Raw genomic sequence first — 26266 nt, 5'->3', positions numbered from 1 at the left:
ACTGTTGTGAGGAACCGGTCGTGGCTTCTGGTAACGCGCAGCCCTCAGGTCTCATGAGCCCCAGAGTCATGGCCCAGCGTCCCCAGGCCCACCACGATCCCGCCCACCGCTTCGCCTTCGAGCTGCCCGCCCGCACCGAGTCCGTGAGCCGCGCCCGCCACCTCACCGAGGAGCGGCTGCTGCTCTGGGGCCGCGGCCCCGAGATACGCGACACGGCCGCCCTGGTCGTCTCCGAGCTGGTCACCAACGCCGTGCTGCACACCGCCAGCACCCGGATCGTCTGCGAACTCCGCCAGGGCGCCGACAGCCTCCGCATCGCCATCCGCGACGAGGGCGGCCCCGCCGGCCCCCGGATACGCGACTGCGGCGCGGACGAACGCGGCCGCGGACTCCTCATCGTCGACGCGCTCTGCGAGGCCTGGGGCGCCGAGCGCACCGGCCACGGCACGGCACAGATCGTCTGGGCGGAGCTGCCCCTCTCCCTGGGGGAGCGATGCTGAAGTCGATGGCCGGCCTGCTCGTCCCCCGCGCCCGCCGCTCCCCCGAGAACGGCCCCGGCCTCTCCCCCGCCGTCCCCGCCACCCGCCTCTCCGTGCCCACCGGCCTCAGCACCGGACTCGGCTGCGACGCGGTCGGCGTCCCCGCCCGCTTCGGCTTCAAGATCCTCTCCCGGCTCCCCGCCAAGGGCTGTGTGTACGCCGACACCGACTGGTGGTGGTGGCTGGTGCCGGCCGGCTCCGACCTCGACCTGGTCTGGCCGCTGCCCGCCTGCTACGCCCGGGGCGCCGAGATCCCCGACCGCGGACCGCGCCTGATCCACCACCCGGACGGCACCTCGCCCTACACCCCGCCGATCCCCCTCTACCTGCTGGCCTGCCAGCTCACCGGCATCGCCCCGGCCTGGCCGGCCCCCCAGGTGCGCACCGCCCTGTGACGCTCCGGGCCGCCCGCTGCGTAGAGTCGGCACCATGTTCACCCCGCAGGGTCCGACCCTCCGCGAACTGACCGTCCAGGCCCTCTCCTCGGTCGAGCACGGCTACGACCTCCTGGCGCCCACGTTCGAGGCGACGCCCTTCCGCACCCCGGACCGGATCCTCACGGCGGTGGCCCGCACCCTGGAGGAGCTGGGCCCCTTCGACGCGGGCCTCGACGTCTGCTGCGGCACCGGCGCCGGCCTCCCGGTCCTCCGCGCGGTCTGCGCGGGCCGGGTCACGGGCGTCGACTTCAGTACGAACATGCTGGCGGAAGCGCGCCGACGGCACCCCGCCGCGACCCTGGTGCGCGCCGACGCCCTGGCCCTGCCCTTCACCGCCGCCTTCGACCTGGCGGTCAGCTTCGGCGCCTTCGGCCACTTCCTCCCGGACGAGCAGCGCACCCTCTTCGCCGGCGTCCACTCGGCCCTCCGCCCCGGCGGCACCCTCGCCTTCCCCCTCCCGGCCCCGCCCCCGGTCGGCTCCCGCGCCTACTGGGCCCTCTGGGCCTTCGACGCGGCGATGCGCGTCCGCAACGCGGTGTGGCGCCCGCCGTTCGTCATGTACTACCGCACCTTCCGCCTGGCGGACGTCCGCACCCGCCTGGAGGAGACGGGCTTCCACGTCACCCACCAGCCCCTGACCGCCTTCGGCACCCGCCCCGACGGCAGCCCGAACTGCCGGCTGGTGGTGGCGCGGAAGGGGTGAGTCAGGGAAGCTTCCCGCCCCAGAAGGCGGAGTCGCCGGTGAAGTCGACGCTCACCTCGACCTCCAGGACGGAACCCGTCCCGGGCGGCACGTCGAAGGCGTAGGCCGCGACGGCCCGGCGACCGGGAAGCAGGGTTCCGGTGTGGCCGGACCCCAGGTCCTGAGCCGCGTCGAAGACGCGCTCCGTCTCCCGCCCGTCGCCGTCCCTGCCCCGGATCTGGACGACGGCGAGTTCGAGGCGTTCCCGCGAGCCGTTGCGGACCGTCACCTGCACCGTGACGGCGGTGTACCCGGCGCGGTGGCCCGCAGAGGTGTCCGAGGGCACGAAACGCTCCGGGGCCGAGACCGTCACCTCCACCCCGTCCGCGTACCGGTGGGTCCGGCCGAACGGCAGCAGGCCCGCGCTCTCCGGCGGCGGCGGCGTGGTCGTCTCCCGCGCGGGGGACGCCGGCGGTGGGGCCGAGGCCGCTCCGCCGCCCCCTCCCCCGCCGTCGCCCCCGAACGCTCCCGTGCCGACGAGGAGGCCGACGACGCCGACGGCGAGGACCAGCACCCCGGTCAGGGCGAGCAGCCAGGTGCGGCGGCGGGGCGGCGTGGGGGCCGGTCCGCTCAGCGGGCCGGGCGGGGGGCCTGCGGGAGGGCCGCCACCCGGGGAGGGCCGTCCGGGGCCGGAACCGTTCGCGTCGCTCATGGCACGCCTCCGCTGTCCCCGAGGGGTTTTCCTCAGGGTAGGCGTGGCATGCCGAAAGCGCCGGTCGATGAGATCGACCGGCGCTTCCGTGTGGTGTCCGAGGGGGGACTTGAACCCCCACGCCCGATAAAGGGCACTAGCACCTCAAGCTAGCGCGTCTGCCATTCCGCCACCCGGACAGGGTGTGTGTCGTTGTCGCGGGTGTTCCCCGCGGCGACATGGATAACTCTACCAGGGGTTCGCGGAGGCTTTCACCGGCGTTTTCCGTGGTCAGTCGTGGGGTGGCCGGAGGGGGAGGTCCCGTGCGCCGGTGGACCCCGGGTCGTGACCGGACGCACGGGGACCGCCCATCCCCTGGAGGATGCCGCCGTGGCGGCCGGGAGCCGGGCGCCCCCCGACGCCCGCTCCGGGGACCACGATCGCTCCGAGGGGTTGGTCCAGGCCAGTCGGTGTCCGGAATACGTCAGGTCAGGCACGGAGGTCGGTGAGGCGGGCGGAGACGACGACGTTGCCCGTGTAGCCGGTGGCGCGGCTGTAGGTCCCGCCGCAGGTGATCAGGCGGAGTTCGGGAGCGCGGGTGGAGGCGTAGACGCGGTCGGCGGGGAAGTCGTCCTTCGGGAGGAGTTCGACGGCGTGCACGGTGAAGACGGCCGTGCGGCCGTCGGCCCGGCGGACCTCCACGGTGCGTCCCCGGGTGAGGGCGCCGAGGGAGTGGAAGACGGCGGGGCCCGCGGCGGTGTCGACGTGGCCGGTGAGGACGGCGGTGCCGGGTTCGCCGGGGGTGACCGCGCCCGCGTACCAGCCGGCCCGGTCGGGGTGCCCGGCCGGGGGGGCCTCCAGCCAGCCGTCCGCGTCCAGGCCGACCCGGGTGAGGGGGGCGTCGACGCCGATCGCGGGGATCGTGACGGCGAGGGGGGCCGAGGCGGGGAGGCCGGCGCGGGCCGGGGGCGGGGGCGCCGCCGGGGCCGGGGCGTCCGCCGCCAGGGGCCGGGGCGGGCCGGGGGCGGTGAGCTGCTCCGTACCGCCGCGGACGAGGTGGACGCCGGCGAGGAGGAGGATCGCGACGACGCCCCAGGCGCCGCGCCGGCCGTACGCGCTGTCCACGGCCACGGGACTCCTCTCCTCGGATCCTCGGATGCGTGCTGGTCGCCCCTCCGTCCCGGACCTCGTCACACCGGGACGGAGGGGCGGTCTCAGGGGCGGCGGCGGGCGAGGACGAGGGCGGAGCCGGCCGCGGCGGCGATGAGGACCGCGCCGGTGGCCAGTTCGGCGGCGCCCAGCGCGTCGGAGCCGGTGGAGCCGCCGAAGCCCGCCTTCACGCCCTTGTGCGGGGGCGTCGGGTGCGCCGGGGTGACCGGCGCGGGCGGCGGGGTGGTGCCGTGGGCGACGGTCAGGGTGGTGGTGCCGCGCTCGCCCTTGCAGTCGAAGGCGATCTCGTACTCGGCGCCGGCCTTGGCGTCGAGGTCGACGGTCGCGCGCCCGGGGCGGCCCTCGGTGAGGGTCACCGTGTCGAAGACGCCGGAGGTGACCGTCACGGAGGGCACCTCGCAGCCGTCCGTGGTCAGGGTGACCGTGCCGCCGGGGGCGACGGTGCGGGGCGTGACGGAGAAGCCGAAGGAGGTGATGTTCGTTCCGCTGCCGGCCCCCGGGCCGGTGCCGGCCCCGGTTCCGGTTCCGTCGTCGGCGGAGGCCGTGGGGGCGGCGGAGAGCGCCAGGGCCGCGGTGACGATCAGGGCGGCGGAAGCGGTACGTATCGCGCGCATGCGGTCCTCCGGTTCGCGGCGGGGGCACGGGCACCCCCACCGCGATCGAAGCTAGGCGCGCCCCGGGGGCGCCGCCACCGGGCTCCCCCTCGCGCTCCGCCGAACGGGGCCGTTTCAGGGCAGTCGGACGACCTGGCCGGCGTAGGAGAGGTTGCCGCCGAAGCCGAAGAGGAGGACGGGCGCGCCGGAGGGCAGCTCGCCGCGCTCGACGAGCTTGGCGAGGGCGAGCGGCACGGAGGCGGCGGAGGTGTTGCCGGAGTCGACGACGTCCCGGGCGACGACCGCGTTGACGGCGCCGATCTTCGCGGCGAGGGGTTCGATGATCCGGAGGTTGGCCTGGTGGAGGACGACGCCGGCGAGGTCCTCGGGGACGATCCCGGAGCGGGTGCAGACCTCGCGGGCGAGGGCCGGGAGCTTCTGGGTGGCCCAGCGGTAGACGCTCTGGCCCTCCTGGGCGAAGAGCGGCGGGGTGCCCTCGATGCGGACCGCGTTGCCCATCTCGGGGACGGAGCCCCACAGGACCGGGCCGATGGCGCCGGTGTCCGTCTCGGTCGCCTCCACGATCACGGCGCCGGCGCCGTCGCCGGTGAGGACGCAGGTGGTGCGGTCGTTCCAGTCGGTGACGCCGGTCATCTTGTCGGCGCCGATGACCAGGGCGCGGCGGGCGGCGCCGGCGCGGACCGCGTGGTCGGCGGTGGCCAGCGCGTGGGTGAAGCCGGCGCAGACCACGTTGAGGTCGAGCGTGGCGGGCGAGGCCATGCCGAGGCGGGCGGCGACCCGGGCGGCCGTGTTGGGCGAGCGGTCGATCGCGGTGGAGGTGGCGACGATGACGTAGTCGATGTCGCCGGGGGCGAGACCGGCGGCGGCGAGCGCCTTGCCCGCGGCGTGCGCGGCGAGCTCGTCGACCGGCTCCTCCGGCCCGGCGACGTGCCGCGTGCGGATGCCGACCCTGCTGAGGATCCACTCGTCGCTCGTGTCGACCCGCTCGGCCAGGTCGTGGTTGGTCAGTACCTTGGCGGGCTGGTAGTGCCCGAGCGCGGCGATGCGAGTGCCCGTCATCCCGGGACCCCCTCGATGGTTCGTTCAGCGGCAGGAACCACCCAGTCTTGCCAGCGACTGATGGGTAACAGGTGACGTAAACCACCAAGATTCCCCCGGGTCGCTTGGCCGACCGTGACAAGGGGGCAGGCGGGACACCGGATCCGGCGGGTCGGGCGGGGGTGGCGCAGAATGGCACGGTCAGGGGCAGGAACACCGGAAGAATCGAAGGCGGCGGGGATGGGACGGGTCACCGAGCGACGGCGGGTCACACGGATCCGGGGCGGCGCGGTGAGCACGCGGCCGGACACGCTGGTGGCGGAGGAGCCGCTGGAGATCCGGCTGAACGGCAAGCCGCTGGCGATCACCATGCGGACGCCGGGCGACGACTTCGCGCTGGCGGCGGGCTTCCTGGTGAGCGAGGGCGTCCTGGCCTCGGCGGCGGACGTGCGGTCCATCGTGTACTGCGCCGGGGCGAAGGAGGACGGGACCAACACGTACAACGTGGTGGACGTGCGGCTCGCGCCCGGGGTCGCCGTCCCCGACATCACGCTGGAACGGAACGTCTACACGACCTCGTCGTGCGGCCTGTGCGGCAAGGCGAGCCTGGACGCGGTGCGGACGACGGCCCGTTTCCCGATCGCCGACACCCCGCCGGTACGGCTCTCCCCCGCGCTCCTGTCCGCGCTGCCGGACCGGCTGCGGGCGGCGCAGAAGGTCTTCGACACGACGGGCGGGCTGCACGCGGCGGCGCTCTTCACGGAGGACGGCGAGCTGCTCGACGTGCGGGAGGACGTGGGCCGGCACAACGCCGTCGACAAGCTGGTCGGGCGGGCTCTGCGGGAGGACCGGCTGCCGCTGGACCGGGCGGTGCTGCTGGTGTCGGGGCGGGCCTCCTTCGAGCTGGCGCAGAAGGCGGTGATGGCGGGGATCCCGGTGCTGGCGGCGGTCTCCGCGCCGTCGTCCCTGGCGGTCGACCTGGCGGCGGAGACGGGCCTGACGCTCGTCGGCTTCCTGCGCGGCCCGGACATGAACGTCTACACGGGCGAGCACCGCGTCACGCTGTGACGGAGCCCTTCGCGGGCGCGGCCGGGGCCGGCTCCGGGTCGCGGGCCCGCCGTTTGGCCAGGGCGGCGCAGGTCATGAGCTGGAGCTGGTGGAAGAGCATCAGCGGGAGGACCGCGAGCGAGGCGTGCGGGCCGAAGAGGACGCTCGCCATGGGCAGCCCGGCGGCCAGGCTCTTCTTGGAGCCGGCGAACTGGATCGCGATCCGGTCGGCCCGGCCGAAGCCCAGGCGGCCCGCGCCGTACCAGGTCAGCGTCAGCATCACCGCCAGGAGGACGGCCTCCGCCGCGAGGAGGAGGGCGAGCCGGCCGGGGGTCACCAGGTGCCAGATGCCCGCGACCATGCCCTGGCTGAAGGCCGCGTAGACGACCAGCAGGATCGAGCCCCGGTCCACGTACCCGAGGATCCGCTTGCGGCGGACCAGGAAGCCGCCCAGGCGGGGCCGCAGGAGCTGGCCCAGGAGGAACGGGGCCAGGAGCTGGAGGGCGATCCTGAGGACGGAGTCCGCCGACAGGCCCCCCGCGCCGCCGCCGAGGAGCGCCGCGGCGAGCAGCGGGGTGAGCACGATCCCGGCGAGCGAGGAGAAGGAGCCCGCGCAGATCGCGGCGGGGACGTTGCCCCGCGCCATCGACGTGAAGGCGATCGAGGACTGGATCGTCGACGGCACCAGGCAGAGGAAGAGGAAGCCGGTGTACAGCCCGGGGGTGAGGACCGTGGGCACGAGGGCGCGCGCGGCGAAGCCGAGCAGCGGGAAGACGAGGAAGGTGCAGCCGAGGACCGTGAGGTGGAGCCGCCAGTGGCGGAGCCCGTCGAGGGTCTCGCGGGTGGAGAGCCGGGCGCCGTAGAGGAAGAAGAGGACCGCGACGACGGCCGTGGCGGCCGACTCGGCGACGGTGGCGCCCGCGCCGGAGGCGGGCAGCAGGACGGCGAGGCCGACCGTGCCGAGCAGCGCGAGGAGGTAGCCGTCGACCGGCAGCCAGGGGGGCGGGAAGGAACGGCGGCGGGTCATGGCTCCACGGAGGTTCTCGGGGGGGTGGTTCGGTGTCCATCCTGGTCGAGGCCGGGGTCATCGGGAATCCCGTACAGCGCTCTGACTGTCATCACGGATCGCGATAGCCTCGTCCTGTGTACGAGCCCACCCAGCTGCGCACCTTCCTGGCCGTCGCGCAGACGCTCTCCTTCACCCGGGCCGCCCGCCGGCTCGGGGTGCGGCAGTCGACCGTCAGCCAGCACGTGCGGCGGCTTGAGGAGGCGGCGGGGCGGCCGCTGTTCACGCGGGACACCCACAGCGTGGAGCTGACCGGGGACGGGGAGGCGATGCTCGCCTTCGCCCGGACGATCCTGCGGGCGCACGAGCAGGCGGCGGCCTTCTTCGCGGGGACGCGGCTGCGCGGGCGGCTGCGGTTCGGGGCCTCGGAGGACTTCGTGGCGACCCGGCTGCCGGAGATCCTGGAGTCCTTCCGGCGCGCCCATCCCGAGGTCGACCTGGAGCTGACCGTCGAGCTGTCGGGGACGCTGGAGGCGCGGCTCGCGGCGGGGCGGCTCGATCTGGTCCTGGCCAAGCGGGGCGCGGGGGCGGACGGCGACGGCGAGGTCCTGGTGTGGAGCGACGTCCTGGTGTGGATCGGGGCGCCGGGGCTGCGGCTCGACCCGGAGCGGCCGGTGCCGCTGATCGTCTACCCGCCGCCGGGCATCACCCGCGCGCGGGCGCTGGCCGCCTTGGAGGCGGAGGGCCGGTCCTGGCGGATCGCGTGTACGAGTTCCAGCCTGAGCGCCAATGTCGCGGCGGCCCGCGCGGGGCTCGGCGTGATGGCCCACACGCGCGGTCTCTTGCCGCCCGGGCTCGTCCCCGTACCGGCCAGGTCGGGGCTGCCGGAGCTGGGCGGGGTGGACTTCGTGCTCCGGCACGGACGGCGCGGCGGGGCGACGCAGGAGGCCGCGGACGCGCTGGCGGAGGCGATCCTGGAGGGCGGCGACGGACTGCGGCGCCCCGACGAGCGGCACCCGCCCGGGGTGTGACCGACCGGGGCGCGGCGGGGCGCGGCCGGTCGGGCTCCGTCGGATACCGGCCGGTCACGGGGGCGTGCGGGGGCGGTACAGATTCCGTGGAGACTTCGGGACGGCCGGACCTACCGGACGGTACGCAACGGGGGGCTTTCGCCGGTCACTTGCCTGCCCACCTGCCCTGACCTGTACGAACGGCGAATGTCGCGGCTTGGTGAAGGTCCTGCCGCGGGCCGTCCGGGTGGGGTACGGTCACGGCGCCGCAGCCGATGCAGCGGCCCCTTTCAGCCACCGAGCCGTCGAGGGAGGAGCAGGTCCGTGCGTGAGTTCACCGTGCCGCCCGTCGAGGCGCCCCCGCTCGGCGGCGGGCTCGCGGACGCCGTCTTCACCCGCGCCGACGCCACCCCCGACGCGATCGCCTTCGGGCGCCGGACGCCGCACGGGGAGTGGGAGGACGTCAGCTGCGCCGCCTTCCGGGACGAGGTGCTGGCCCTCGCGAAGGGGCTCGTCGCGCACGGGGTGCGGTTCGGCGACCGGGTCGCGATCATGTCCCGCACCCGCTACGAGTGGACGCTCTTCGACTTCGCGCTGTGGACGCTCGGCGCCCAGCCCGTGCCGATCTACCCGACGTCCTCCGCCGAGCAGGTCCACTGGATGCTGTACGACGCCGAGGTCACCGCCTGCGTGGTCGAGCACGAGGACCACGCCATGACCATCGGGTCCGTGGTGGACCGGCTGCCGCGCCTCCAGCGGCTGTGGCAGCTCGACCCCGGCGAGGACGCCGGCCCGGGCGCGGTCGCCGAGCTGACCGCCGCCGGCGCGGCCATCGACGAGGACGTGGTGCAGCGGCACCGGCGGGCCGTGACCCCCGAGTCGGTGGCGACGGTCATCTACACCTCGGGCACCACGGGCCGCCCCAAGGGCTGCGTGCTCCACCACGGCCACTTCATGGTCGAGACCGACGCCCTGCTCGCCGGCTGGGAGCCCGTCTTCCGCTCGCGCCCCGGCGACCAGGCGTCCACCCTGCTCTTCCTGCCGCTCGCCCACGTCTTCGGGCGGATGGTGGAGGTCGCGGCCGTCCGCGGCGGGGTGAAGCTGGGCCACCAGCCGTCGATGACCGCCTCGGCGCTCCTGCCCGACCTGGTGACCTTCCGGCCGAGCTTCGTCCTCGCCGTGCCGTACGTCTTCGAGAAGATCTTCCACGCGGCGCGCCGCCGGGCGGAGGCGGACGGCCGGGCCGGCGTCTTCGACAAGGCCGTGGACGTGGCCGTGAAGTACGCGGAGGCGCTGGAGCAGAAGGCCTTCGGCCTCGGTCCAGGCCCGTCGGCGGCGCTGCGGATGCAGCACCAGTTCTTCGACAAGACGGTGTACGGCAGGGTCCGCGAGGCGCTCGGCGGGCGGATCCGGTACGCGATGTCGGGCGGTTCGGCGATGGACCGGCGGACCGGGCTCTTCTTCGCCGGCGCCGGCGTCACCGTCTTCGAGGGGTACGGCCTGACGGAGACGACGGCGGCGGCGACCGCGAACCCGCCCGGCCGGGTCCGGTACGGCACGGTGGGCCGGCCGGTGCCGGGCACGACCGTGCACATCGCGGAGGACGGCGAGGTGTGGATCCACGGCGGCCAGGTCTTCTCCGGCTACCTCGGCGACCCGGCGTCCACCTCGGCCGTCCTGAACGACGGCTGGCTCGCCACCGGCGACCTGGGCGCACTGGACGGCGAGGGCTATCTGACGATCACCGGGCGGAAGAAGGAGATCCTGGTGACCTCCGGCGGCAAGAGCGTGGCGCCGTCCGGTCTGGAGGAGCGGGTGCGGGCGCACCCGCTGATCGCCCAGTGCCTGGTCGTCGGCAACGACCGCCCGTACATCGCGGCCCTCGTCACCCTGGACCAGGAGGCGGTGGACCACTGGCTGGCCATCCAGGGCCGGGCGCCGCTCTCCCCCGCCGAGCTGGTCCGCGACCCGGACCTGGAGACGGAGATCCGGCGCGGGGTGGTGGCCGCCAACACGCTGGTGTCACAGGCGGAGTCGATCCGCACCTTCCGCATCCTCGCCCAGCCCTTCAGCGAGGAGCACGGGCTGCTCACCCCGTCGCTGAAGCTGAAGCGGAAGGCGATCGAGCGGGCGTACGCGGCGGAGGTCGAGGCGCTGTACGGCTGACGGAACCGCCGTACGGCCGTGGCGCGGTGACCGGAATGATGCGGGGCGCGTGATCGTTGGAGTTCGAGGGGCGGTCGTTTCGCGCGCCCGCCCGCGCACGAGCCACGAGCACGACGACGTAAGGATCCCTCCCACGTGAGCACGGACAGCAAGGTTCCCCCGGTCACCCTGAACAACGGCGTGGTGATGCCGCAGCTCGGCTTCGGCGTCTGGCAGGTCCCGGACGACGAGGCGGAGCGGGCGGTGGCCACCGCGCTCGAAGCCGGTTACCGGTCCATCGACACGGCGGCGATCTACGAGAACGAGCGGGGCACCGGCAAGGCGCTGGCCACCTCCGGGCTCCCCCGCGAGGAGCTCTTCGTCACCACGAAGCTGTGGAACGCCGACCAGGGGTACGACTCCGCCCTGCGGGCCTTCGACGCCTCCCTGGAGCGGCTCGGCCTCGACCACGTCGACCTGTACCTGATCCACTGGCCGACGCCGGCGAAGGACGCGTACGTCGACAGCTACCGGGCCCTGGAGAAGATCCTCGCCGACGGCCGCGCCAGGGCGATCGGCGTCTCCAACTTCCTCCCCGAGCACCTGGAGCGGCTGACGGCCGAGACCGGTGTGGTGCCGGCGGTGAACCAGATCGAGCTGCACCCGCAGCTGGCGCAGGCCGAGTCCCGCGCGCTCCACGCGGAGCTGGGCATCGCGACGGAGGCGTGGTCGCCGCTGGGCTCGGGCCGCGGCCTGCTCGACGTGCCCGCGATCGTCGCCGTCGCCCGCAAGCACGGGCGCACCCCCGCGCAGGCGGTGCTCCGCTGGCACCTCCAGACGGGCAACGTGGTCATCCCGAAGTCGGTGACCCCGTCCCGGATCCGGGAGAACATCGACGTCTTCGACTTCGAGCTGGACGCGGAGGACATGGCCGCGATCGCCGCGCTCGACGAGGGCCGGCGCCTCGGGCCGAACCCGGCCGAGTTCAACGCGGGCGCCTGAGGCCGTGGCGGAGGGGAGGGTCGACGGGGGCACCGCCCCCGTCCAGGACGGGCTGTACCGGCTGCGGAACGTGGGGAGCGGCCTGGTCCTGGAGGTGTACGCGGGTTCGCGGCGCGGCGGCGCCAAGGTGCAGCAGGGCGCCGCGACGGACGCGCCGGGGCAGCGGTGGCAGGTGTCCGCGGTGCCGAACGGCGGCGGGCTCTACCACCTGGTCAACGCGGCCAGCGGGAAGCGGCTCGACGTCGTGAACGCCTCCACGGAACCGGGCGCGCTGATCCAGCAGTGGCGGGCGAACAACTTCGGCGCCCAGGAGTGGATCATCGAGCAGGACGTCGAGTCGCCCGGGACGGTGACGCTGGTGAGCTTCATCAGCGGGCTGCTGCTCGAAGTGGCGGACGGCTCGACGACCGAGGGCGCCGACATACGCCAGGGCGAGGACACCGACTCGCCGTTCCAGTGGTGGCGGCTGGAGCCGGTGACCTCCTGAGCGTCCCCCGGGCGGTCAGCCCTTGCGGGCGGTGTGGACCGTGTGCGCCGTCAGGTGGAACAGGTCCGTGCGGTGGTGCAGGGACTGCTCGTCGGCCGGGTCGAGGAGCCGGTCGAGGGTCGCCCGGTCCTCGGCCTCCAGGTGCTCGCCGAAGCCCTCGCGGAGCCGCCCGAAGTGGCTGACGGCGAGCTCGCGCACGACCTGCGGGACGGGCGCGGGCACGTCCACGAGGAAGGTGCGGGTGCCGGCCGGGGTGAGGCCCGCGGAGACGAAGAGGGCGCGCCAGTCGTCGGGTTCGCGCGTCGAGCCGGGCAGCTCGGCGCGCATCCGGGCGAACCAGCCGGCGTGCTCGGCGTCGAGGCGGGCCTCCAGGCCGGGGCGGCCGATGCCGATGTCGCGGGGCAGGTGGCGGGGGGTGAGCCCGCCCTCGACGAGGGCGATCAGGCCGCCCGGGCGGAGCAGCTTCGCGACGTCGGCGAGGGCGGCGCGCTGGTCGCCGATGTGGTGCAGGGAGTTGCCGGCCCACAGCAGGTCGGCCTCGCCCAGGCTGCCGGTCTCCTCCGGGAGCTCGGCCCGCAGGGTGCTGACGCGCGCGCCGAGGCCCCGGACCTCGGCCCGGGCGCGGGCCCGCTCCAGGAGCTCCGGGGTGCCGTCGACGGCGACGGCCTCCGCGTACGGGAAGGCTTCCGCGAGCACGGCGGTGATGACGCCGGGGCCGCTGCCGACGTCGAGGAGCCGGCGGACGCCGCTCGCGGGGACGAGGGTGCCGAGCCAGGCGGCGGCCTCCCGGTAGGCGCCGCCGGCCACCTCGGCCTGCGCCTCCAGGAGCGGCGCGAGCCGGCCCCAGTCGAGCTCGGTGTCGTGCCCGTGGGAGTGCGCGTGCGTGTGCGCGTGCCCGTGGGAGTCGGAGTGGTCGTGGTCGTGGTCGCCGTGCGGCGGCTGGGATGCGCGATGCCGGTTCATGGCACCAGCGTGCGCCGGGACGTCCGGAAGCGCGAGAAAAGTTGCCGGTACGGCAAACGTGTCGCGCCCCGGCGGAAAAGGGGCGGCGGCGTGGCACGGGCGGCTGTTAGCCTCGGCGTATGGGTGCGTTCCACTACTACTTCCTCTGATTCCGGGTGCCGGCCCGGCCGCCGTCGCGGCCGTGGGGCCGGTTTCGTGTGCCCTGATTCCACGAACCCACCAGAGGAACACCCATGCGCGAGCGCGCTCAGCTCACCCTCCGTCAGGTCGGCGTCGCCTTCGGCGACCGCCGCGTCCTCGACCAGGTCTCGTTCACCGTCCGCCCCGGCGAGAAGGCGGTCGTCGTCGGCGAGAACGGCTCCGGCAAGTCCACCCTCCTCCGGCTGCTCGACGGCGGTCTCGCCCCCGACGAGGGCGAGGTCCTCGTCCGCTTCCCCGGGTCCGCCGCCCGGCTCGCCCAGACCCTCCCCGAGACGTACCCCGTCGGCCCCGACGACACCGTCCAGGACGTCGTCGACCTCGCCCTGCGCGAACTGCGCGCGATGGAGGCGGAGTTGAGGTCCGCCGAAGAGCGGCTCGGAGAGGCGGACGCCGAGGAGCTCACCGCGTACGGGGAACTCCTCGAACGCTTCGAGGAGCGCGGCGGCTACCGCGCCGACGCCGAGGTCGCCGCCTCCCTCCAGGCCCTCGGCCTCGGCCACATCACCGCCGGCCGGCGGCTCGCCGGACTGTCCGGCGGCGAGCAGGCCCGGCTGGCGCTGGCCTGTGTGCTCTCCTCCGGCGCCGAGCTGCTGCTGCTCGACGAGCCGACGAACCACCTCGACCGCGACGCCGTCGACTGGCTGCGCGGGCGGCTCGCCGCACACCGGGGCACCGCGCTGGTCGTCACCCACGACCGGTCCTTCCTCGCCGGTTTCGCCACCACCGTCCTGGAGGTCGACCGGGACCGGCGGACCGTGCTGCGGTACGGGGACGGCTGGGCCGGCTACCGGGCCGCGAAGGCCTCCGAGCGCCGCCGCCTGGCACAGGAGCACCAGGAGTGGCGGGAGGAGGTGGCCCGTACGGAGGAGCTGGTCGCGGCGGCCGGGCAGCGGCTCGCGGTGACCGGGAGGGATCCGCGCCAGGGCTTCGGCAAGCACCGCCGCTCCAGCGAGAACAAGCTCTCCGGGCAGGTCCGGACGGCCCGCCGCCGCCTCGATGAGCTGCTGCGGGAGCCGGTGGCCGCGCCGCCCGAACCGCTGCGGTTCGGCGGCCGGTTCACCGGGGACGGGACGCTCGCCGACGTGCTGGTGGAGTGCGACGGGGTCCGGGTCGGCGAGCGGCTCGCCGTGGACGGGGTGCGGATCGGAGCCGGCGAGCGGGTGCTGGTCTCCGGTCCCAACGGGGCTGGGAAGACGACCCTGTTGCGGCTGCTCGCCGGCGAACTCGCCCCGGAGGAAGGAGTGGTGCGCCGCACCGGCCGGGTCGGCTACCTCGCCCAGGAGCTGCCGCACTCCCCCACCCGCCGGACCGCCCTCGCGGTCTGGGCGGACGGCAGGCCCGGACCGCCCGAGGAGCACGCGGCGGAGCTGCTCGCCCTCGGACTGCTGCGCGAGGAGGACCTCGCCGTCCCCGTGGCCGCCCTCTCCGCGGGCCAGCGCCGGCGCCTCGAACTGGCCCTGCTGGTCTCCCGCCCCGCGGACCTGCTGGTCCTGGACGAGCCCACGAACCACCTGGCGCCCGCGCTGGTGGAGGAGCTGGAGGAGGCGGTGGCCGCCTTCCCGGGCACGGTCGTCGCGGTCTCGCACGACCGCGAGTTCCGCGCGCGCTTCGGCGGCCGCGGCCTCGAACTGGCCGGAGGCCGGGTGGCGGGCTAGGGCGCCACCGGCTTGGCGTAGGCCGCCAGGCGGTACTCCGGGGCCGGGCGGGGGCGGGACTGGTCCGGGAGGGCCGCCAGGGCGGTCGCCAGGGAGTCCGCCGCGGCCCGGTCGCCGCGGAACCAGGAGGCGTAGTAGCCGGCGCGGAGCTTGCGGGCGGTGCCTTCCGGGGTGGCGCCCTGGCCGTGGCCGGTGAAGGCGGTCGCGCCCGCGGGGGCGAGGCCGTGCGCGGCGGCGAGGGCCTCGACGCGGCCGGCGCGGTCGTGCGCGGCGCCGGGCGCGCGGTGCGGGCGCAGCAGGGCGTCGATGTCGCTGCCGACGTCGTGGGCGGCGTCCTTGTCGACGGTGACGGCGAGGACGCCGCCGGGGCGGAGCACCCGCGCGGCCTCGGCGACGATCTCCTCGGTGAACGGCACCAGGTGGAGCAGCCACACCGCGCCGACCGCGTCGAGGCTCGCGTCGGGGAACGGCAGGCGGCGGGCGTCGGCGCGCAGGACCCGGCCGGGGAGGCGCCGCCCGGCGGCCAGGAGCATGGCGTGGGCGGCGTCGGCGCCGAGGACCTTCAGGCCGGGCCGGGCGATCCGTCCGGTGACGAGCCCGGTGCCGCAGGCGAGGTCGAGGAGCGTGCGGGCGCCGGGAGGCACCAGGCGCAGCACGGCCGCGGCCGCCGCCTCCGCCCGGGGCACGCCGCCGCGGGTCTCGTCGTAGTGGGCCGCCTCGGTCTCGTAGTCGAGCAGGGTGTCCGCCATGGCGGACAGCCTACGGAGCGGACGGGACGTCAGTGGGCGCCGTGGCCGGGGGCGATGCCCTCGACGCGCTCGGCCAGCGTGAAGTCCTTCTCCGTGAGGGCCCCGCCGGCCGAGTGGGTGTGGACGGCGAGGGCGACCGTGTCGTAGCCGAGCGTCAGGTCCGAGTGGTGGTTCAGCTCCTGCTGGATCTGCGCGACGTGGACGACGAGGGCGGTGGCCGCGAAGTGGTCGGGGAGCCGGTAGGAGCGGACCAGGCGGGCGTCCTCGACGGACCAGCCGGGGAGCTCCCGCAGACGGTCCTCGATCTCCTTCTGCGACAGCGGCTGCGTGGACACAGGGGTGCTCCCTCCGGTCGGTGGTGCGCGGGGCGGGGTCGGTGGTGCGGACGCTCCCCGGGGTACGTACCCGGGTCACCCCTCTGGGATACCGTCTGCGCATGACGACAGTGGTGAGCGACACGGGGGTCGGGCCGCTGCTGCGCGGCTGGCGCGAGCGGCGGCGGCTCAGCCAGCTGGAGCTGGCGCTGCGCGCGGACTCCTCGGCCCGGCACATCTCCTTCGTCGAGACGGGCCGGTCGCGGCCGAGCGAGGAGATGATCCTGCGGCTCGCGGAGCACCTGGACGTGCCGGTGCGGGACCGCAACGCCCTTCTCCTCGCGGCGGGTTACGCGCCCCGGTACGCGGAGTCGACGCTGGACGCGCCGGAGCTGGAGACGCTGCGGGAGGGCATCGCGCGACTGCTCCAGGGGTACGAGCCCTATCCGGCGCTCGTGGTGGACGGCGCGTACACGGTGGTGGCGGCGAACCGGGCGATCGGGCTGATGCTCGGCGGGCTGCCGGAGCACCTGCTGACGCCTCCGCTGAACGTCATGCGGATCACCCTGCACCCGGAGGGCCTGGCGCCCCGGATCCACAACCTGCGGGAGTGGCGGGCGCATCTGCTGGCCCAGATGGAGCGTCAGATCGCCTTCGCCCGCTCGGACGCGCTGCGCGTGGTCTACGAGGAGGTGAAGGCGTATCCGCTGCCCGAGCCGCGCCCGGACGACGTGCCGGACCCGGAGCCGTATCCGTACTTCGCGCTGCCGCTGCGGATCGAGCACGACGGGCGGGTGCTGTCCTTCGTGTCGTCGATCTCGACGTTCAACACGCCGATGGACGTGACCGTCGCCGAGCTGGCCATCGAGACGCTGCTCCCGGCGGACCCGGCGACGGTGGAGTATCTGAAGTCCCTGGAGTTCTGACGGTCCTTCAGTCGGTCGCGGCGCGCAGCGCGGCCCACTGGAGGAGGGCGAAGCCGGCGACGGTGCCGGCCTGCATCGGGGTCCAGACGAGTCCGGCGGTGGTGGGCTCCAGCCAGGCGACGAGGGCGACCACGCTGAGGGCGGCCCACAGCAGGTTGGCGTCGACGACGAGCTTCACGGCGGTCGCCGGGGGCTGCGGGCGGCTCGCGAGCCAGGCGACGCCGGCGGCGTACGCGGTGAGGAAGAGGCCGAGTCCGAGGAGCAGCCCGGCGTCCACGCCGAGGAGTTCGCCGAGCGGGCCGGAGGCGAGGGCGTAGGCGAGTCCGTTGGCCCCGGTGACGACGGCGTCGAGGGCGAGGAAGCGGCGGAGCGCGGTGGCCGGCCGGGTGGTGCGGGCGAGACCGGTGAGCAGGGTCTGGGACATGGCGGATCACCCTCCAGTTGGGGTCGTGCGTACGCGGGGACCCGGCGCCCGGGCGGAGTGCGCCGCCCGGGTTCCGGTGCTTCAGAGCTTGCCGCCGGGGGCCGGTGCGGGTCGATTACCTCGGAGGTCATGCCGGGCGGCCGGGACCGGATCCGTCAGGAGGCGGCCTGGCGGCGGCCGATGTGGGCGCGCGGCCGGGCGGTGTCGGCGTCGGTCCAGCCCGGGGCCGGTCGGTCGGGGTCGTCCGGTCGGCCTCGTACGCCCGGACGGCCGCCCGCAGTCGGATTCCCCGGTCGCCGGGGGGATCCGGCCGCCGGGCGGCCGGATCTCCCGGGGGTCAGCGGGTCGGGTGCTCCCGGCGCGGGCGCGTCCCGGCCGCGTCCGGGGCGGTGTCCGGGGCGGTCGGCTCGGGCGCCGGTTCGGGCCGGTGCTCGGCGGCCCGGCGGTCCCGGGCGGCCTCGGCGCGCAGCAGGGCCTGGAGGACGGCGTACGGATCGGTGGGCATGGCGGTGCTCCTCGCGGACGCGGGGGTGGGTGGGTGAGAACTGCTGGAGGCGGGGCCTGTCAGCAGCGCAGCACCACCCGCCGGTGCGAGGACGTCCGCGGGGCGGGCACGAGGGCGGGGGCGGCGCCCCGCGGCGCGCGGCGGCGGGGCGGGCCCGCCGGACCGGCGGTCCTGGCCCTGGTCCGGCGGTGCCGGGTACGCCCGGGCAGCCCCGCCTCGGCGCTCCCCGGCTCGTACGTCTCCCCGGCGGGGTCGGGTACGGCGGGCGCCCCCGCCGGCCGGGGTTCGGCAGCGGATCCGGCGAGCTGCCCCGCCGGGCCGGGCGCGCCGAGGGCGGCGAGGACCGCGACCACGGCGAGCACGAGGAGGACCCCGCGGAGCAGGGCCGGCAGCCGCCGGGCGCGCGCCGCCCGCCCCGCCGGGGCGGCGGGGCGGGCGGGGGGCCTGGGGGCGGGGGTCACGGTGATCCGTACTGCCCCGCGCGGCCGGTGCGCGCTCCGGGCGGGCGGGAGATCCGCTCTCCTGGGCTACGCCTCCGGGGCCGGATTCACCGCCTCGGCCGCACGGGCGGCCGCCGCGCGCTTGCGGCCGGCCATCCAGGCGTGGACGAGGACGCCGGCGAAGAGGAAGAGGACGCCCTGGTAGACGGCGGCGTAGCCGGAGCCGGCGACGAGCCAGAGGGAGAAGCCGAAGGCGGCGAGGGCGAGGACCGCGTCGCGGACGAGCCGGGGCCGGTGGACGCGGTCGCCCTGGCCGGAGAGCAGGAAGTGGATCTGGGCGGCGGCGGAGAGCAGGTAGGGGACGGTCGCGGTGAAGGTGGTGACGAGGACCAGCATCTCGAAGACGCCGCTCGGGCCGGCCGTGTAGTTGTACACGGTCAGGAGGGAGGCGAGGACGACGGTCACGATCACGCCGACGGTGGGCACCCCGCGCCGCTTCACGGTGAAGACCTGCGGGAAGAGGCCGTCGCGGGCGGCGGCGTACGGGGTCTGGGCGCTGAGCAGGGTCCAGCCGTTGAGGGCGCCGAGCATGGAGACCAGGGCCATGCAGGCGACGGCGGCGCCGCCCCAGCTTCCGCCGAACATCAGGTTGACGGAGTCGGCGAAGGGGGCGCTGGAGGCGACGAGCGCGTCGTGCGGGACGGTGCCGAAGACGGAGACCATGGTGAGCAGGTACAGCGTGGCGGCGGCGAGGGTGCCGAGGACGGTGGCGCGGCCGACGTTGCGGCGCGGGTCGCGGACCTCGCCGGCGCTGACGGTGGCGGACTCGACGCCGAGGTAGCTGAAGAGCAGGATCGCCGCGGAGGCGGAGACCGCGCCGAGCGCGCTCTCGTCGCCGGCCCGGAAGGGGCCGAGGTTGGCGCTGTCGAAGAAGAAGAACCCGCCGACGGCGACGAGCAGCAGCGGCACGAACTTGAGCACGGTGGCGACGAGCTGGACGGCGCCGACGTACCGGGTGCCGGCGAGGTTGGCGAGGGCCGGCAGCCACTGGATCAGCAGGGCGGCGCCGATGGTGGCGGCCTTCGAGTCGTGGAGGGGCACGAGGACGTCGAGGTAGCCGACGGCGGCGACGGCGAGGGCCGCGTTGGAGACCCAGGCCGTGATCCAGTACGACCAGGCCGCGAGGAAGCCGGCGAAGTCGCCGAAGGCCTCGCGGGCGTAGACGTACGGGCCGCCGGTCTTCGGGTGGCGGTGGGCGAGCCGGCCGAAGACCAGGGCGAGGGCGAGGGCGCCGAGGGTGAGGACGCCGAAGGCGACCAGGCTGATGGTGCCGAAGGGGGCGACGGAGGCGGGCAGCAGGAAGATGCCGCCGCCGATGATGTTGCCCATGACCAGGGCGGTCGCGATCGGGAGGCCGAAGCGGCGGGCGTGCCGGCGGCCGGGGTCGCCGGTCCCGTCCGTGCCGTCCGTGCCGTCCGTGCCGTCCGTGCCGTCCGTGGGGAGCGTCGGGGCCGTGGGGGCCGTGGGGGCCGTGCTCATGGGGTGGTGCGCCTTCCGTCGTGCGGTTCCGGACAAGCCTCCGGAACCGGACCATGGTCGGGTACGGCGAACACCCGTCCAAATCAGTGCTTTTTGTCCGGCGGGACCGGCCACTCCACCGGAAGAACTGATTCCGTTTCCGTTCCGGACGGGGAAATCTCCGGGGCGTCGGCCGGGTCGGCGGACGGGCCGAGCGGCACCTGCGGCCCGTCGTCCTCGCGCAGCCAGCGCCGCAGCACCCGGTGCACCCGCTCGGCGCCCACCAGCTCCTCCCCCTCCGCGACCGGCGGCGACAGCTCCGGCGGCGACAGCAGGAAGGGGTGCGCCTGCTCGCCGCCCAGACCGCCGTGCGAGCCGATCTGCTCCTCGAAGGCGTGCACGGTACCGGCCGCCGGGTCGTACATCGAGTTCACCATCACGTCGGCGACGTGCGGGAAGCCGTCGGTGCGCCGGACCGCGTCGGCCGCGCCCCGGCCGAAGACCGCCAGCGGCCCGTCGTCGGCCAGCTCGGCCACCGGTACCTCCACGCCGTCCCCCGCCAGCACCACCGAACCGTGCGCCTCGCTCGCCACAAGGAGGAAGCCGATCCCCGGATGCTGGGCCAGGGTCCGCAGCAGCGCCGGATGACGCCGGTCGATCTCCTCCCGCGTCATCCGGTGCGGCACGTCCGGGAAGGAGACCAGGCCCAGATTGCCCGAGGCGAGGACCACCGGCTCGGACGGCCGGGCGGGCAGCTCCCGCTCCGTCTCCTCGCCCGTCTCCACCGGCCGGTGCAGGGCGCTGCGCAGCGCGTCCCGGGCGGCGTCCCCGGCCTCCGCGCCGCTGCGGGTCCGGCCGACCCGGCGCGACACCGGCAGCCCGCAGCCCGCCCGCACCAGGTCCTTCAGCGTCAGCCCGTACGCGCCCTCGAAGGTCTCCCCCGGGCTCTGCCCGTGGTCCGACAGGAGCACGATCCGGTACGGCCGCGGGGCGTGCTCGGCGACCCGAGCGATCAGCCCGACGGCGCGGTCGAGGCGGCGCAGCACCTGGTCGGTGTCGCGGCCGCGCGGCCCCGAGTGGTGCGCCACCTCGTCGTACGCGACGAGGTCCGCGTAGACGGCGGTGCGGCCGGCGAGCATGTCGCCCATCACCGCCGCGACCACCACGTCCCGCTCGACGACGGTCGCGAAGGCGCGCACGAAGGGGTACGTGCCGCCGCGCCGGATCCGGGGCGTCTCGCGGCGCAGCCGGGCCCGGGTCGACTGGACCACCTCGCGGACGACCTCGTTGACGAGGGAGCCGGCGGTGCGGACCGCGTTGGCCGGATCGGAGAAGTACGCGAAGTAGCCGGCGCGCGAGCGGTTGCGGCGGCCCCGGCGGGCGGCGACCGTCAGGACGAGCGCCACCTCGTCGGCGCCGCCGCTGAACAGGTTGCCCCGGGAGGCGCCGTCCAGGCTGAGCAGGCCGCCGTCCCCGGTGCGGCGCACCGCCCGCCGCTGCAGCTCCACGGCGCTCGCCGGCCGGTTCGACACCATCAGCCGCCCGGTGTCCTTCTCGTACCAGCGGAAGGCTGGCACGTCCTCGTTGCTGCCGTGCAGGATGCCGAGCTGGCTGGCGCCCGTCTGGCTCGACCAGTCCGTCCGCCACGGGGTGAGCCGGTACCCCGCCTCCAGCCACCCGGCCACCGTCGGCATCAGCCCGTCGTCGACGGCCCGCCGCAGCACCTCGTGCCCGACGCCGTCGAGCTGCAGGAAGACCGTGCCGGGCGCGGGCACGGGGACGGACCGGGGGTCGCGCGGCCGGGTCCGGCCCGTCAGGCGGTACAGCCGGCGGCGGTACGCGTCGTCGTCCCGCACGGCGAGGGCGGTCGACGTCGCGGACGCCACGGCCGACATCACGGCCGCGACGACGACGGCCGTCTCCGGGTCCGCCGCGCCCCGGCCGTCCGGGATCAGCCACAGGGCGACGAGCAGCAGCGAGCCGTTCAGGAAGAACACCAGCAGTCCGAGCACCAGCGCGGGCACGAGGAGCAGGGCGCGGACGACGAGCGGCCAGACGAGCGCGGTCAGCAGGCCGAAGGCGCCGGCGGCCCAGGCCGCGGTGAGGGCCGTACGGGTGAGGGTGTCGCCGTCCGGCGACTGCAGCTGGAAGTCGGGCAGGAGCGCGGCGAGCGCGAGCAGGGTCGCCGTCGACACCGCCCACACGCTGACCACCCTGACGGCGGCCCGCCCCGCCCCGCGCCATCGCCCGTACCCCACGCCACCCGACCTTCCACCCAAACGTCCCCCCACCCTGACATACCCACTCCGTTGCGGGCATACGTTCCGGGAGGGGGAGGGGGAGGGGGTCAGGTGCCGTCGTAGCCGGCGGTGGGCATGGAGAGGCGGCGGTGGACGGCCGCCTTCGCCGCCGAGTCGTACCCGGGCAGCGGCCCGTCCGCCGTCTCGACCCGCACCCCCCGCCGCGCGCACTCGGCGCGGAAGTCCGGCACCGAGGTCAGCGCCCGCGCGAGGACCCGCTCGTTCGCCGCGACGAAGACGTCGACCTCGCCCGACTCGACGTCGGCCCAGAGCGCGTCGTGGTCGGGGCGGACGCCGTAGCAGTGGAGCTCGCGCGCGAGGACGTACCCCCGCTCCACCGCCCAGCGGGCGCACACCGCGTGCTGGCCGCGCGTGTCGACGAGGAAGGGGTCGGAATCGAGTTCTTCGAGCGGGGTCAGGCTGGCGATCGCCGCGACCCGGACGTCGTTCATGGGCAGACCCTACTGCCCGTCGCGGCCGCACGGGAGGGCCGCCGGGCCTCTACCCTCGGGAGGGAGAGCGCGCGGGCGAGGGAAGGGCGGCATGCCGGTGGAGGTCACCTGGTGGGGGCACGCGACCTGCACGGTCGAGGACTCCGGGGTCCGGTTCCTCACCGACCCGCTGTTCGCCCGGCGCCTCGCGCATCTGCGGCGCAGAAGGGGCGCCCCGCCGCCGCCGGAGGCGACGGTCGCGGAGGCCGTGCTCGTGTCGCACCTGCACTCCGACCATCTGCACCTGCCGTCGCTCGCGCGCCTCGCGCCGGGCACCCGGATCCTGGTGCCGCGCGGCGCGCCGGAGGCCGTACCGGGGCTGCGGCGGCTCGCCGGGGCGGGGCTGCGGCTGACGGAGGTCGCGCCGGGCGACGAGGTGGCGGTGGAGGGCGTGACCGTGCGGGCGGTGCCGGCCCGGCACGACGGGCGGCGGCTGCCGTTCGGCCCGCACCGCTCCCCCGCGCTCGGGTACGTCGTCGAGGGCGAGGCGCGGACGTACTTCGCCGGGGACACCGGGCTGTTCGACACGATGGCGGAGGAGGTCGGGCCGGTGGACGTGGCGCTGCTGCCGGTCGGCGGCTGGGGTCCGTACCTGGGGCAGGGGCATCTGGACGCGGGGCGCGCCGCGGAGGCGCTCGCCGCGCTCTCCCCCGCCGCGGCGGTGCCGGTGCACTACGGCACGTACTGGCCGATCGGCCTGGACGGGGTGCGGCCGCACGAGTTCCACGCGCCGGGCGACGAGTTCGTGCGCCACGCGGCGCGCCTCGCGCCGAAGGTGGCGGTGCACCGGCTCGGCCACGGCGAGCGGGTGCGGCCGGAGGTCGCCCGGTGACGGGTGCCCTGCTGGCGGCGGCCGGCGAGCTGCCGCCGGAGTCGACGCAGCAGGCGGTCGGCTATCCGTCGCTGTTCCTCCTGGTGGCGCTGGGCGCCCTGGTGCCGGTGGTGCCGACGGGGGCGATCGTCAGCTCGGCGGCCGTCGTCGCCTTCCACCAGTCGTCGCCGTTCTCGCTGCTCGTCGTCTTCCTCCTCTCCTCGGCCGCCGCCTTCCTCGGCGACCTGGCCCTCTACTGGCTGGGGCAGCGCGGGGTGCGGTCGCGGAACGGTTCGCGCTGGCTGGCCGCCCTGCGCGCCCGGGTGACCCCGGACCGCCTCGCGCAGGCGCAGGAGCGGCTCGACACCCATCAGGTGTCGGTCCTGGTCCTGTCCCGGCTGGTCCCGGCGGGCCGCATCCCGGTCATGCTGGCCTGTCTCCTGGCCCGCATGCCGCTGCGCCGCTTCGCCCGCGGCGACGCGGCGGCCTGTCTGGCGTGGGCGGCGACGTACCAGCTCATCGGCATCCTGGGCGGTTCCCTCTTCCCCGAGCCCTGGCAGGGCGTGGTCGCCGCGGTCGGCCTGACCGTGCTGATCAGCGCCGCTCCGGCGGTCTGGCGGCGGCTGCGGGGCGGTGGCCGGCGGGACGGCGACGGGCGGGCCCTACGGCACGAGGACGCGTGAGCCGCCGACCGGGAGGGTCCACAGGTCCTCGGCGGGGAGGCCGGCGTGCGCCCAGGCGGCGCGGACCCGGGTGAGGGGTTCCAGGACGGGTTCGGAGGAGAGCACGAAGGTGGCCCAGTGCATGGGGGCCATCCGGCGGGCGCCCAGGTCCTGGAGGGCGCGGACGGCCTCCTCCGGGTCGGTGTGGACGTCGCGGAGCCACCAGCGCGGGGCGTACGCGCCGATGGGCAGGAGGGCGAGGTCGATGCCGGGGTGGCGGCGGCCGATCTCGGCGAACCAGTGGCCGTATCCGGTGTCCCCGGCGAAGTGGACGCGGTGTCCGGCGGGGTCGGTGAGCACCCAGCCGCCCCACAGGGAGCGGCAGGTGTCCAGGAGGGTGCGCTTGGACCAGTGGTGGGCGGGGACGAAGTCGAAGCGTACGCCGCCGAGTTCGGCCGCCTCCCACCAGTCGAGCTCGGTGACCCGGGTGAAGCCGCGGCGGACGAACCAGCGGCCGAGGCCGCCGGGGACGAGCACCGGGGTGGCGCGCGGGAGGCGCCGGAGGGTGGGGGCGTCGAGGTGGTCGAAGTGGTTGTGGCTGATGACGACGGCGTCGACCGGCGGCAGGTCCTCCCAGCGGACGCCGACCGGGGTGAGCCGGGCGGGCGTGCCGAGGATCCGCCGGGACCAGACGGGGTCGGTGAGGACGGTGAGGCCGCCGACCCGGAGGACCCAACTGGCGTGCCCGGCCCAGGTGACGGCGACCGTGGACGGCCCGGCGGGCGGCAGCGGACCGGGGTCGAAGGGCAGCAGCGGAGCGTCCCGCAGCCCCTCGGGGCGCGGCCGTACGGCCCCTTCGCGCGCGAGCCGCGCGAGCGCCCGCACTCCGGGCAGCGGCGCGGTCAGCCGGCCGGCGAAGCTGCGGGGCCAGTCCGCCCGCAGCCTTCCGAGCGGCTGCAGCACGGAGGTGGGCAGGACGGTGGCCCCGGCCGGACGCGGGTGGCCGGCGGGCGCGGTCGGGCGGAGGTGGTCCGTGGGCGCGGCCCGGGGCGGGGTCCCGGGCGGCGTGGCCGGGGGCGGGGCCTGGGTGGCCGGGGCGGGGTGGGCCGTCCGTTCGGTCATCTGCGGGCTCCGTTCTGCGCGGTCGGGTGGGCCAGGTCGTCGAGGACGGCGGTGAGGGCGGCCAGGGCCCGTACCGTCTGGGGCAGTTGTTCGGGTTCGCGGGTGGCGAGGGTCTCGGCGCGTTCGGGCGGGGTGGCGCCGAGCAGCGGCGCGGTGGCGAGGCGGACGCGCAGGGCGCCGAGTTCGTCGCCGAAGCGGTGGCCGCCGGGGGTGGGGGCGCCGAGGCGGGCGGTGAGGTACTGCTCCAGTTCCAGGGAGTCGGTGACGCCCCGGGCGGCGAGGCCGGCACGGAGCGGTCCGAGGTCGGCGTAGAGGTGGCGGCCGGCCTGCGGGGGCCGGGCGAGGGCGCCGGCGGCGAGGACGGCGCGGTGTGCGGCGGCGGCGAGCCGGCCGTGGACGGCGGCGGCGCGCAGGGCCGGCACGAAGACGTCCTCGGGTTCGTCGAGGGCGTGCGCGACGGCGGGCGCGACGGGGGCGGGGAGCACGGCGCCGAGGGCGGTGAGGACGTCGAGGGCGCGGGCGCGGGGGTCGCCGTACCGGTCGGCGCGGGCGGCGCCGGTGGGCGGGAAGCGGGCGATGGCGCAGGGCCAGGAGCCGGGGACGAGTCCGCCGCCGGCGAGGTCGGCGAGGACGGTGACGTCGTCGGGGCACATCTCGGCGGGGCTGAGCAGGACCGTGTCGCGGGGGTGGTGGAGGGTGTCGCGCCAGGTCTCGTCGCTGATGACGTGGAGGCCCTCGGCGACGGCGGCCTCGCAGCTCTCGCGGACGAGTTCGGGCGGGGGGACGGTGGCGGTCGGGTCGTCGGCTACGGAGAGCAGCAGCACCCGGGGGTCGCCGCCCTCGGCGCGGACCCGGCGGACGGTCTCCAGGAGGGCGTACGGGTCGGGGACGCCGCCGGCCTCGGCGGTGGTGGGCACGTGGTACGCGGGCCGCCCGAGGAGCCGGATCTGCGGGGTCCACCAGGCGGGGCAGGGGCGGGGCAGCAGCACGTCGCCGCCGTGCGCGGCGAGGAGGGCGAGGAGCAGGGCGGGGGCGCCGGGGGCGGCGAGGGAGTCCTCGGCGTGGCCGCGCAGGCCACGGCGCCACCAGTAGCCGGCGGCCGCCTCGCGCAGGACGGGTCCACCGCCGGGCGGTTCGGGGTCGGTCCGGCCTGCGGCGGCCGCGAGGAGGGCGGCGAGCCCCGGGGGGACGGGCCGGCCGCTCTCGGGCGCGGGAGGTCCGTAGCGCACCGGGCCGCGGCCTTCCGGAGCCGTCTCCCGCATGTCCCGTACCTCCTGAGCGCGCGGGGCGCCGGGCAGGGCGTCCCCGTGCCCTTTA

At 75.8% G+C, this 26266-nt stretch carries 28 protein-coding genes and 1 tRNA gene; 12 read left to right on the top strand and 17 right to left on the bottom strand.

Annotated elements, in window-relative coordinates:
- Window positions 1-68: 68 nt before the first annotated feature.
- From ABZ621_RS28660 to ABZ621_RS28650, 3 genes are read left to right on the top strand one after another with little or no spacing between them, the layout of a single operon-like run.
- Window positions 69-500: an ATP-binding protein gene (locus ABZ621_RS28660; RefSeq protein ID WP_360609318.1), complete on the top strand. Its 432-nt coding sequence runs from the start codon at window positions 69-71 to the stop codon at window positions 498-500.
- A complete protein-coding gene (locus ABZ621_RS28655) occupies window positions 494-934 on the top strand; it encodes a hypothetical protein (protein ID WP_360609317.1) in 441 nt (146 codons plus the stop codon). The genes ABZ621_RS28660 and ABZ621_RS28655 overlap by 7 nt, the downstream gene beginning before the upstream one ends.
- Before the next feature lie 34 nt (window positions 935-968).
- Window positions 969-1679 (top strand): class I SAM-dependent methyltransferase, encoded by a 711-nt coding sequence (locus ABZ621_RS28650; protein ID WP_360609316.1) that lies wholly within the window; start codon window positions 969-971, stop codon window positions 1677-1679.
- Window position 1680: 1 nt separating this feature from the next.
- Here the strand turns inward: ABZ621_RS28650 and ABZ621_RS28645 are convergent, their stop codons facing one another.
- The 5 genes from ABZ621_RS28645 to ABZ621_RS28625 all read right to left on the bottom strand — a co-directional run bounded on the left by ABZ621_RS28645 (window position 1681) and on the right by ABZ621_RS28625 (window position 5192).
- Window positions 1681-2370: a DUF4352 domain-containing protein gene (locus tag ABZ621_RS28645; protein ID WP_360609315.1), complete on the bottom strand. Its 690-nt coding sequence runs from the start codon at window positions 2368-2370 to the stop codon at window positions 1681-1683.
- 91 nt (window positions 2371-2461) lie between these two features.
- Window positions 2462-2549: transfer RNA gene (locus ABZ621_RS28640), tRNA-Leu, on the bottom strand.
- A gap of 289 nt (window positions 2550-2838) precedes the next feature.
- Entirely contained in the window at window positions 2839-3480 is a 642-nt protein-coding gene (locus tag ABZ621_RS28635; protein ID WP_360609314.1) for a class F sortase, read from the bottom strand.
- An 83-nt stretch (window positions 3481-3563) separates the two neighbouring features.
- On the bottom strand, window positions 3564-4133 hold the full coding sequence (locus ABZ621_RS28630) for a hypothetical protein (protein WP_360609313.1): 570 nt from the start codon (window positions 4131-4133) through the stop codon (window positions 3564-3566).
- Window positions 4134-4247: 114 nt separating this feature from the next.
- Window positions 4248-5192 (bottom strand): beta-ketoacyl-ACP synthase III, encoded by a 945-nt coding sequence (locus ABZ621_RS28625; protein WP_360609312.1) that lies wholly within the window; start codon window positions 5190-5192, stop codon window positions 4248-4250.
- A gap of 219 nt (window positions 5193-5411) precedes the next feature.
- Here ABZ621_RS28625 and fdhD point away from each other — a divergent pair, with 219 nt between their 5' ends.
- A complete protein-coding gene (gene fdhD, locus ABZ621_RS28620; protein ID WP_360609311.1) occupies window positions 5412-6239 on the top strand; it encodes a formate dehydrogenase accessory sulfurtransferase FdhD in 828 nt (275 codons plus the stop codon).
- Here fdhD and ABZ621_RS28615 read toward each other — a convergent pair.
- On the bottom strand, window positions 6229-7245 hold the full coding sequence (locus ABZ621_RS28615) for a bile acid:sodium symporter family protein (protein ID WP_360609310.1): 1017 nt from the start codon (window positions 7243-7245) through the stop codon (window positions 6229-6231). The two genes, fdhD and ABZ621_RS28615, sit on opposite strands and share 11 nt — an antisense overlap.
- A 116-nt stretch (window positions 7246-7361) precedes the next feature.
- Between ABZ621_RS28615 and ABZ621_RS28610 the strand changes: the two genes are divergently transcribed.
- From ABZ621_RS28610 to ABZ621_RS28595, 4 genes are all read left to right on the top strand, one after another.
- Complete coding sequence (locus ABZ621_RS28610) at window positions 7362-8255, top strand: LysR substrate-binding domain-containing protein (protein WP_360609309.1); 894 nt, start codon at window positions 7362-7364, stop codon at window positions 8253-8255.
- Between the two features lie 303 nt (window positions 8256-8558).
- Window positions 8559-10400 (top strand): long-chain fatty acid--CoA ligase, encoded by a 1842-nt coding sequence (locus ABZ621_RS28605; protein ID WP_360609308.1) that lies wholly within the window; start codon window positions 8559-8561, stop codon window positions 10398-10400.
- A 186-nt stretch (window positions 10401-10586) separates the two neighbouring features.
- Window positions 10587-11381 carry an aldo/keto reductase gene (locus tag ABZ621_RS28600; RefSeq protein ID WP_360609409.1) on the top strand — a complete coding sequence of 265 codons (795 nt, stop codon included), beginning with the start codon at window positions 10587-10589 and terminating at the stop codon, window positions 11379-11381.
- A 4-nt stretch (window positions 11382-11385) separates the two neighbouring features.
- On the top strand, window positions 11386-11868 hold the full coding sequence (locus tag ABZ621_RS28595) for an RICIN domain-containing protein (protein WP_360609307.1): 483 nt from the start codon (window positions 11386-11388) through the stop codon (window positions 11866-11868).
- Window positions 11869-11883: 15 nt separating this feature from the next.
- On the opposite strand, the gene ABZ621_RS28590 is transcribed toward ABZ621_RS28595, so the two are convergent.
- Complete coding sequence (locus tag ABZ621_RS28590; protein WP_360609306.1) at window positions 11884-12831, bottom strand: class I SAM-dependent methyltransferase; 948 nt, start codon at window positions 12829-12831, stop codon at window positions 11884-11886.
- Between the two features lie 233 nt (window positions 12832-13064).
- Here ABZ621_RS28590 and ABZ621_RS28585 point away from each other — a divergent pair, with 233 nt between their 5' ends.
- Entirely contained in the window at window positions 13065-14687 is a 1623-nt protein-coding gene (locus ABZ621_RS28585) for an ABC-F family ATP-binding cassette domain-containing protein (protein ID WP_360609305.1), read from the top strand.
- Here the strand turns inward: ABZ621_RS28585 and ABZ621_RS28580 are convergent.
- Together ABZ621_RS28580 and ABZ621_RS28575 are read right to left on the bottom strand one after the other, a co-directional pair.
- The gene (locus ABZ621_RS28580) at window positions 14684-15436 is read right to left on the bottom strand and encodes a class I SAM-dependent methyltransferase (RefSeq protein WP_360609304.1); all 753 of its coding nucleotides are present in this window, start codon (window positions 15434-15436) and stop codon (window positions 14684-14686) included. The genes ABZ621_RS28585 and ABZ621_RS28580 overlap by 4 nt on opposite strands.
- Before the next feature lie 29 nt (window positions 15437-15465).
- On the bottom strand, window positions 15466-15771 hold the full coding sequence (locus ABZ621_RS28575) for a 4a-hydroxytetrahydrobiopterin dehydratase (protein ID WP_360609303.1): 306 nt from the start codon (window positions 15769-15771) through the stop codon (window positions 15466-15468).
- A gap of 101 nt (window positions 15772-15872) precedes the next feature.
- On the opposite strand from ABZ621_RS28575, the gene ABZ621_RS28570 reads away from it, so the two are divergent.
- Window positions 15873-16676, top strand: coding sequence for a helix-turn-helix transcriptional regulator (locus ABZ621_RS28570; RefSeq protein ID WP_360609302.1), 804 nt, complete (start codon window positions 15873-15875; stop codon window positions 16674-16676).
- 7 nt (window positions 16677-16683) lie between these two features.
- Here ABZ621_RS28570 and ABZ621_RS28565 read toward each other — a convergent pair whose 3' ends face one another.
- The 6 genes from ABZ621_RS28565 to ABZ621_RS28540 all read right to left on the bottom strand — a co-directional run bounded on the left by ABZ621_RS28565 (window position 16684) and on the right by ABZ621_RS28540 (window position 22315).
- Entirely contained in the window at window positions 16684-17100 is a 417-nt protein-coding gene (locus ABZ621_RS28565; protein WP_360609301.1) for a hypothetical protein, read from the bottom strand.
- A gap of 337 nt (window positions 17101-17437) precedes the next feature.
- A complete protein-coding gene (locus tag ABZ621_RS28560) occupies window positions 17438-17605 on the bottom strand; it encodes a hypothetical protein (RefSeq protein WP_360609300.1) in 168 nt (55 codons plus the stop codon).
- A 59-nt stretch (window positions 17606-17664) separates the two neighbouring features.
- Window positions 17665-18066: a hypothetical protein gene (locus ABZ621_RS28555; protein WP_360609299.1), complete on the bottom strand. Its 402-nt coding sequence runs from the start codon at window positions 18064-18066 to the stop codon at window positions 17665-17667.
- 66 nt (window positions 18067-18132) lie between these two features.
- Complete coding sequence (locus ABZ621_RS28550) at window positions 18133-19584, bottom strand: amino acid permease (RefSeq protein WP_360609298.1); 1452 nt, start codon at window positions 19582-19584, stop codon at window positions 18133-18135.
- 83 nt (window positions 19585-19667) lie between these two features.
- Window positions 19668-21821 (bottom strand): phage holin family protein, encoded by a 2154-nt coding sequence (locus tag ABZ621_RS28545; RefSeq protein ID WP_360609297.1) that lies wholly within the window; start codon window positions 21819-21821, stop codon window positions 19668-19670.
- A gap of 89 nt (window positions 21822-21910) precedes the next feature.
- The gene (locus ABZ621_RS28540) at window positions 21911-22315 is read right to left on the bottom strand and encodes a hypothetical protein (RefSeq protein ID WP_360609296.1); all 405 of its coding nucleotides are present in this window, start codon (window positions 22313-22315) and stop codon (window positions 21911-21913) included.
- A 91-nt stretch (window positions 22316-22406) separates the two neighbouring features.
- Here ABZ621_RS28540 and ABZ621_RS28535 point away from each other — a divergent pair, with 91 nt between their 5' ends.
- Together ABZ621_RS28535 and ABZ621_RS28530 are read left to right on the top strand one after the other, a co-directional pair.
- Window positions 22407-23186: an MBL fold metallo-hydrolase gene (locus ABZ621_RS28535; RefSeq protein WP_360609295.1), complete on the top strand. Its 780-nt coding sequence runs from the start codon at window positions 22407-22409 to the stop codon at window positions 23184-23186.
- Window positions 23183-23848, top strand: a complete 666-nt coding sequence (locus ABZ621_RS28530; protein WP_360609294.1) for a VTT domain-containing protein — start codon at window positions 23183-23185, stop codon at window positions 23846-23848. Before ABZ621_RS28535 ends, ABZ621_RS28530 begins: the two co-directional genes overlap by 4 nt.
- Here the strand turns inward: ABZ621_RS28530 and ABZ621_RS28525 are convergent.
- Both ABZ621_RS28525 and ABZ621_RS28520 read right to left on the bottom strand, forming a co-directional pair.
- Window positions 23828-24949, bottom strand: a complete 1122-nt coding sequence (locus ABZ621_RS28525; RefSeq protein ID WP_360609293.1) for an MBL fold metallo-hydrolase — start codon at window positions 24947-24949, stop codon at window positions 23828-23830. The genes ABZ621_RS28530 and ABZ621_RS28525 overlap by 21 nt on opposite strands.
- Window positions 24946-26211 (bottom strand): aminotransferase class I/II-fold pyridoxal phosphate-dependent enzyme, encoded by a 1266-nt coding sequence (locus ABZ621_RS28520; RefSeq protein ID WP_360609292.1) that lies wholly within the window; start codon window positions 26209-26211, stop codon window positions 24946-24948. The genes ABZ621_RS28525 and ABZ621_RS28520 overlap by 4 nt, the downstream gene beginning before the upstream one ends.
- Between the last annotated feature and the right edge of the window lie 55 nt (window positions 26212-26266).

Source organism: Streptomyces sp. NPDC007863 (genome assembly GCF_040633895.1).
Classification (GTDB): domain Bacteria; phylum Actinomycetota; class Actinomycetes; order Streptomycetales; family Streptomycetaceae; genus Streptomyces.
Note: the sequence above shows the minus strand (reverse complement) of the source record. Positions and strands in the feature narration are given on the sequence as shown.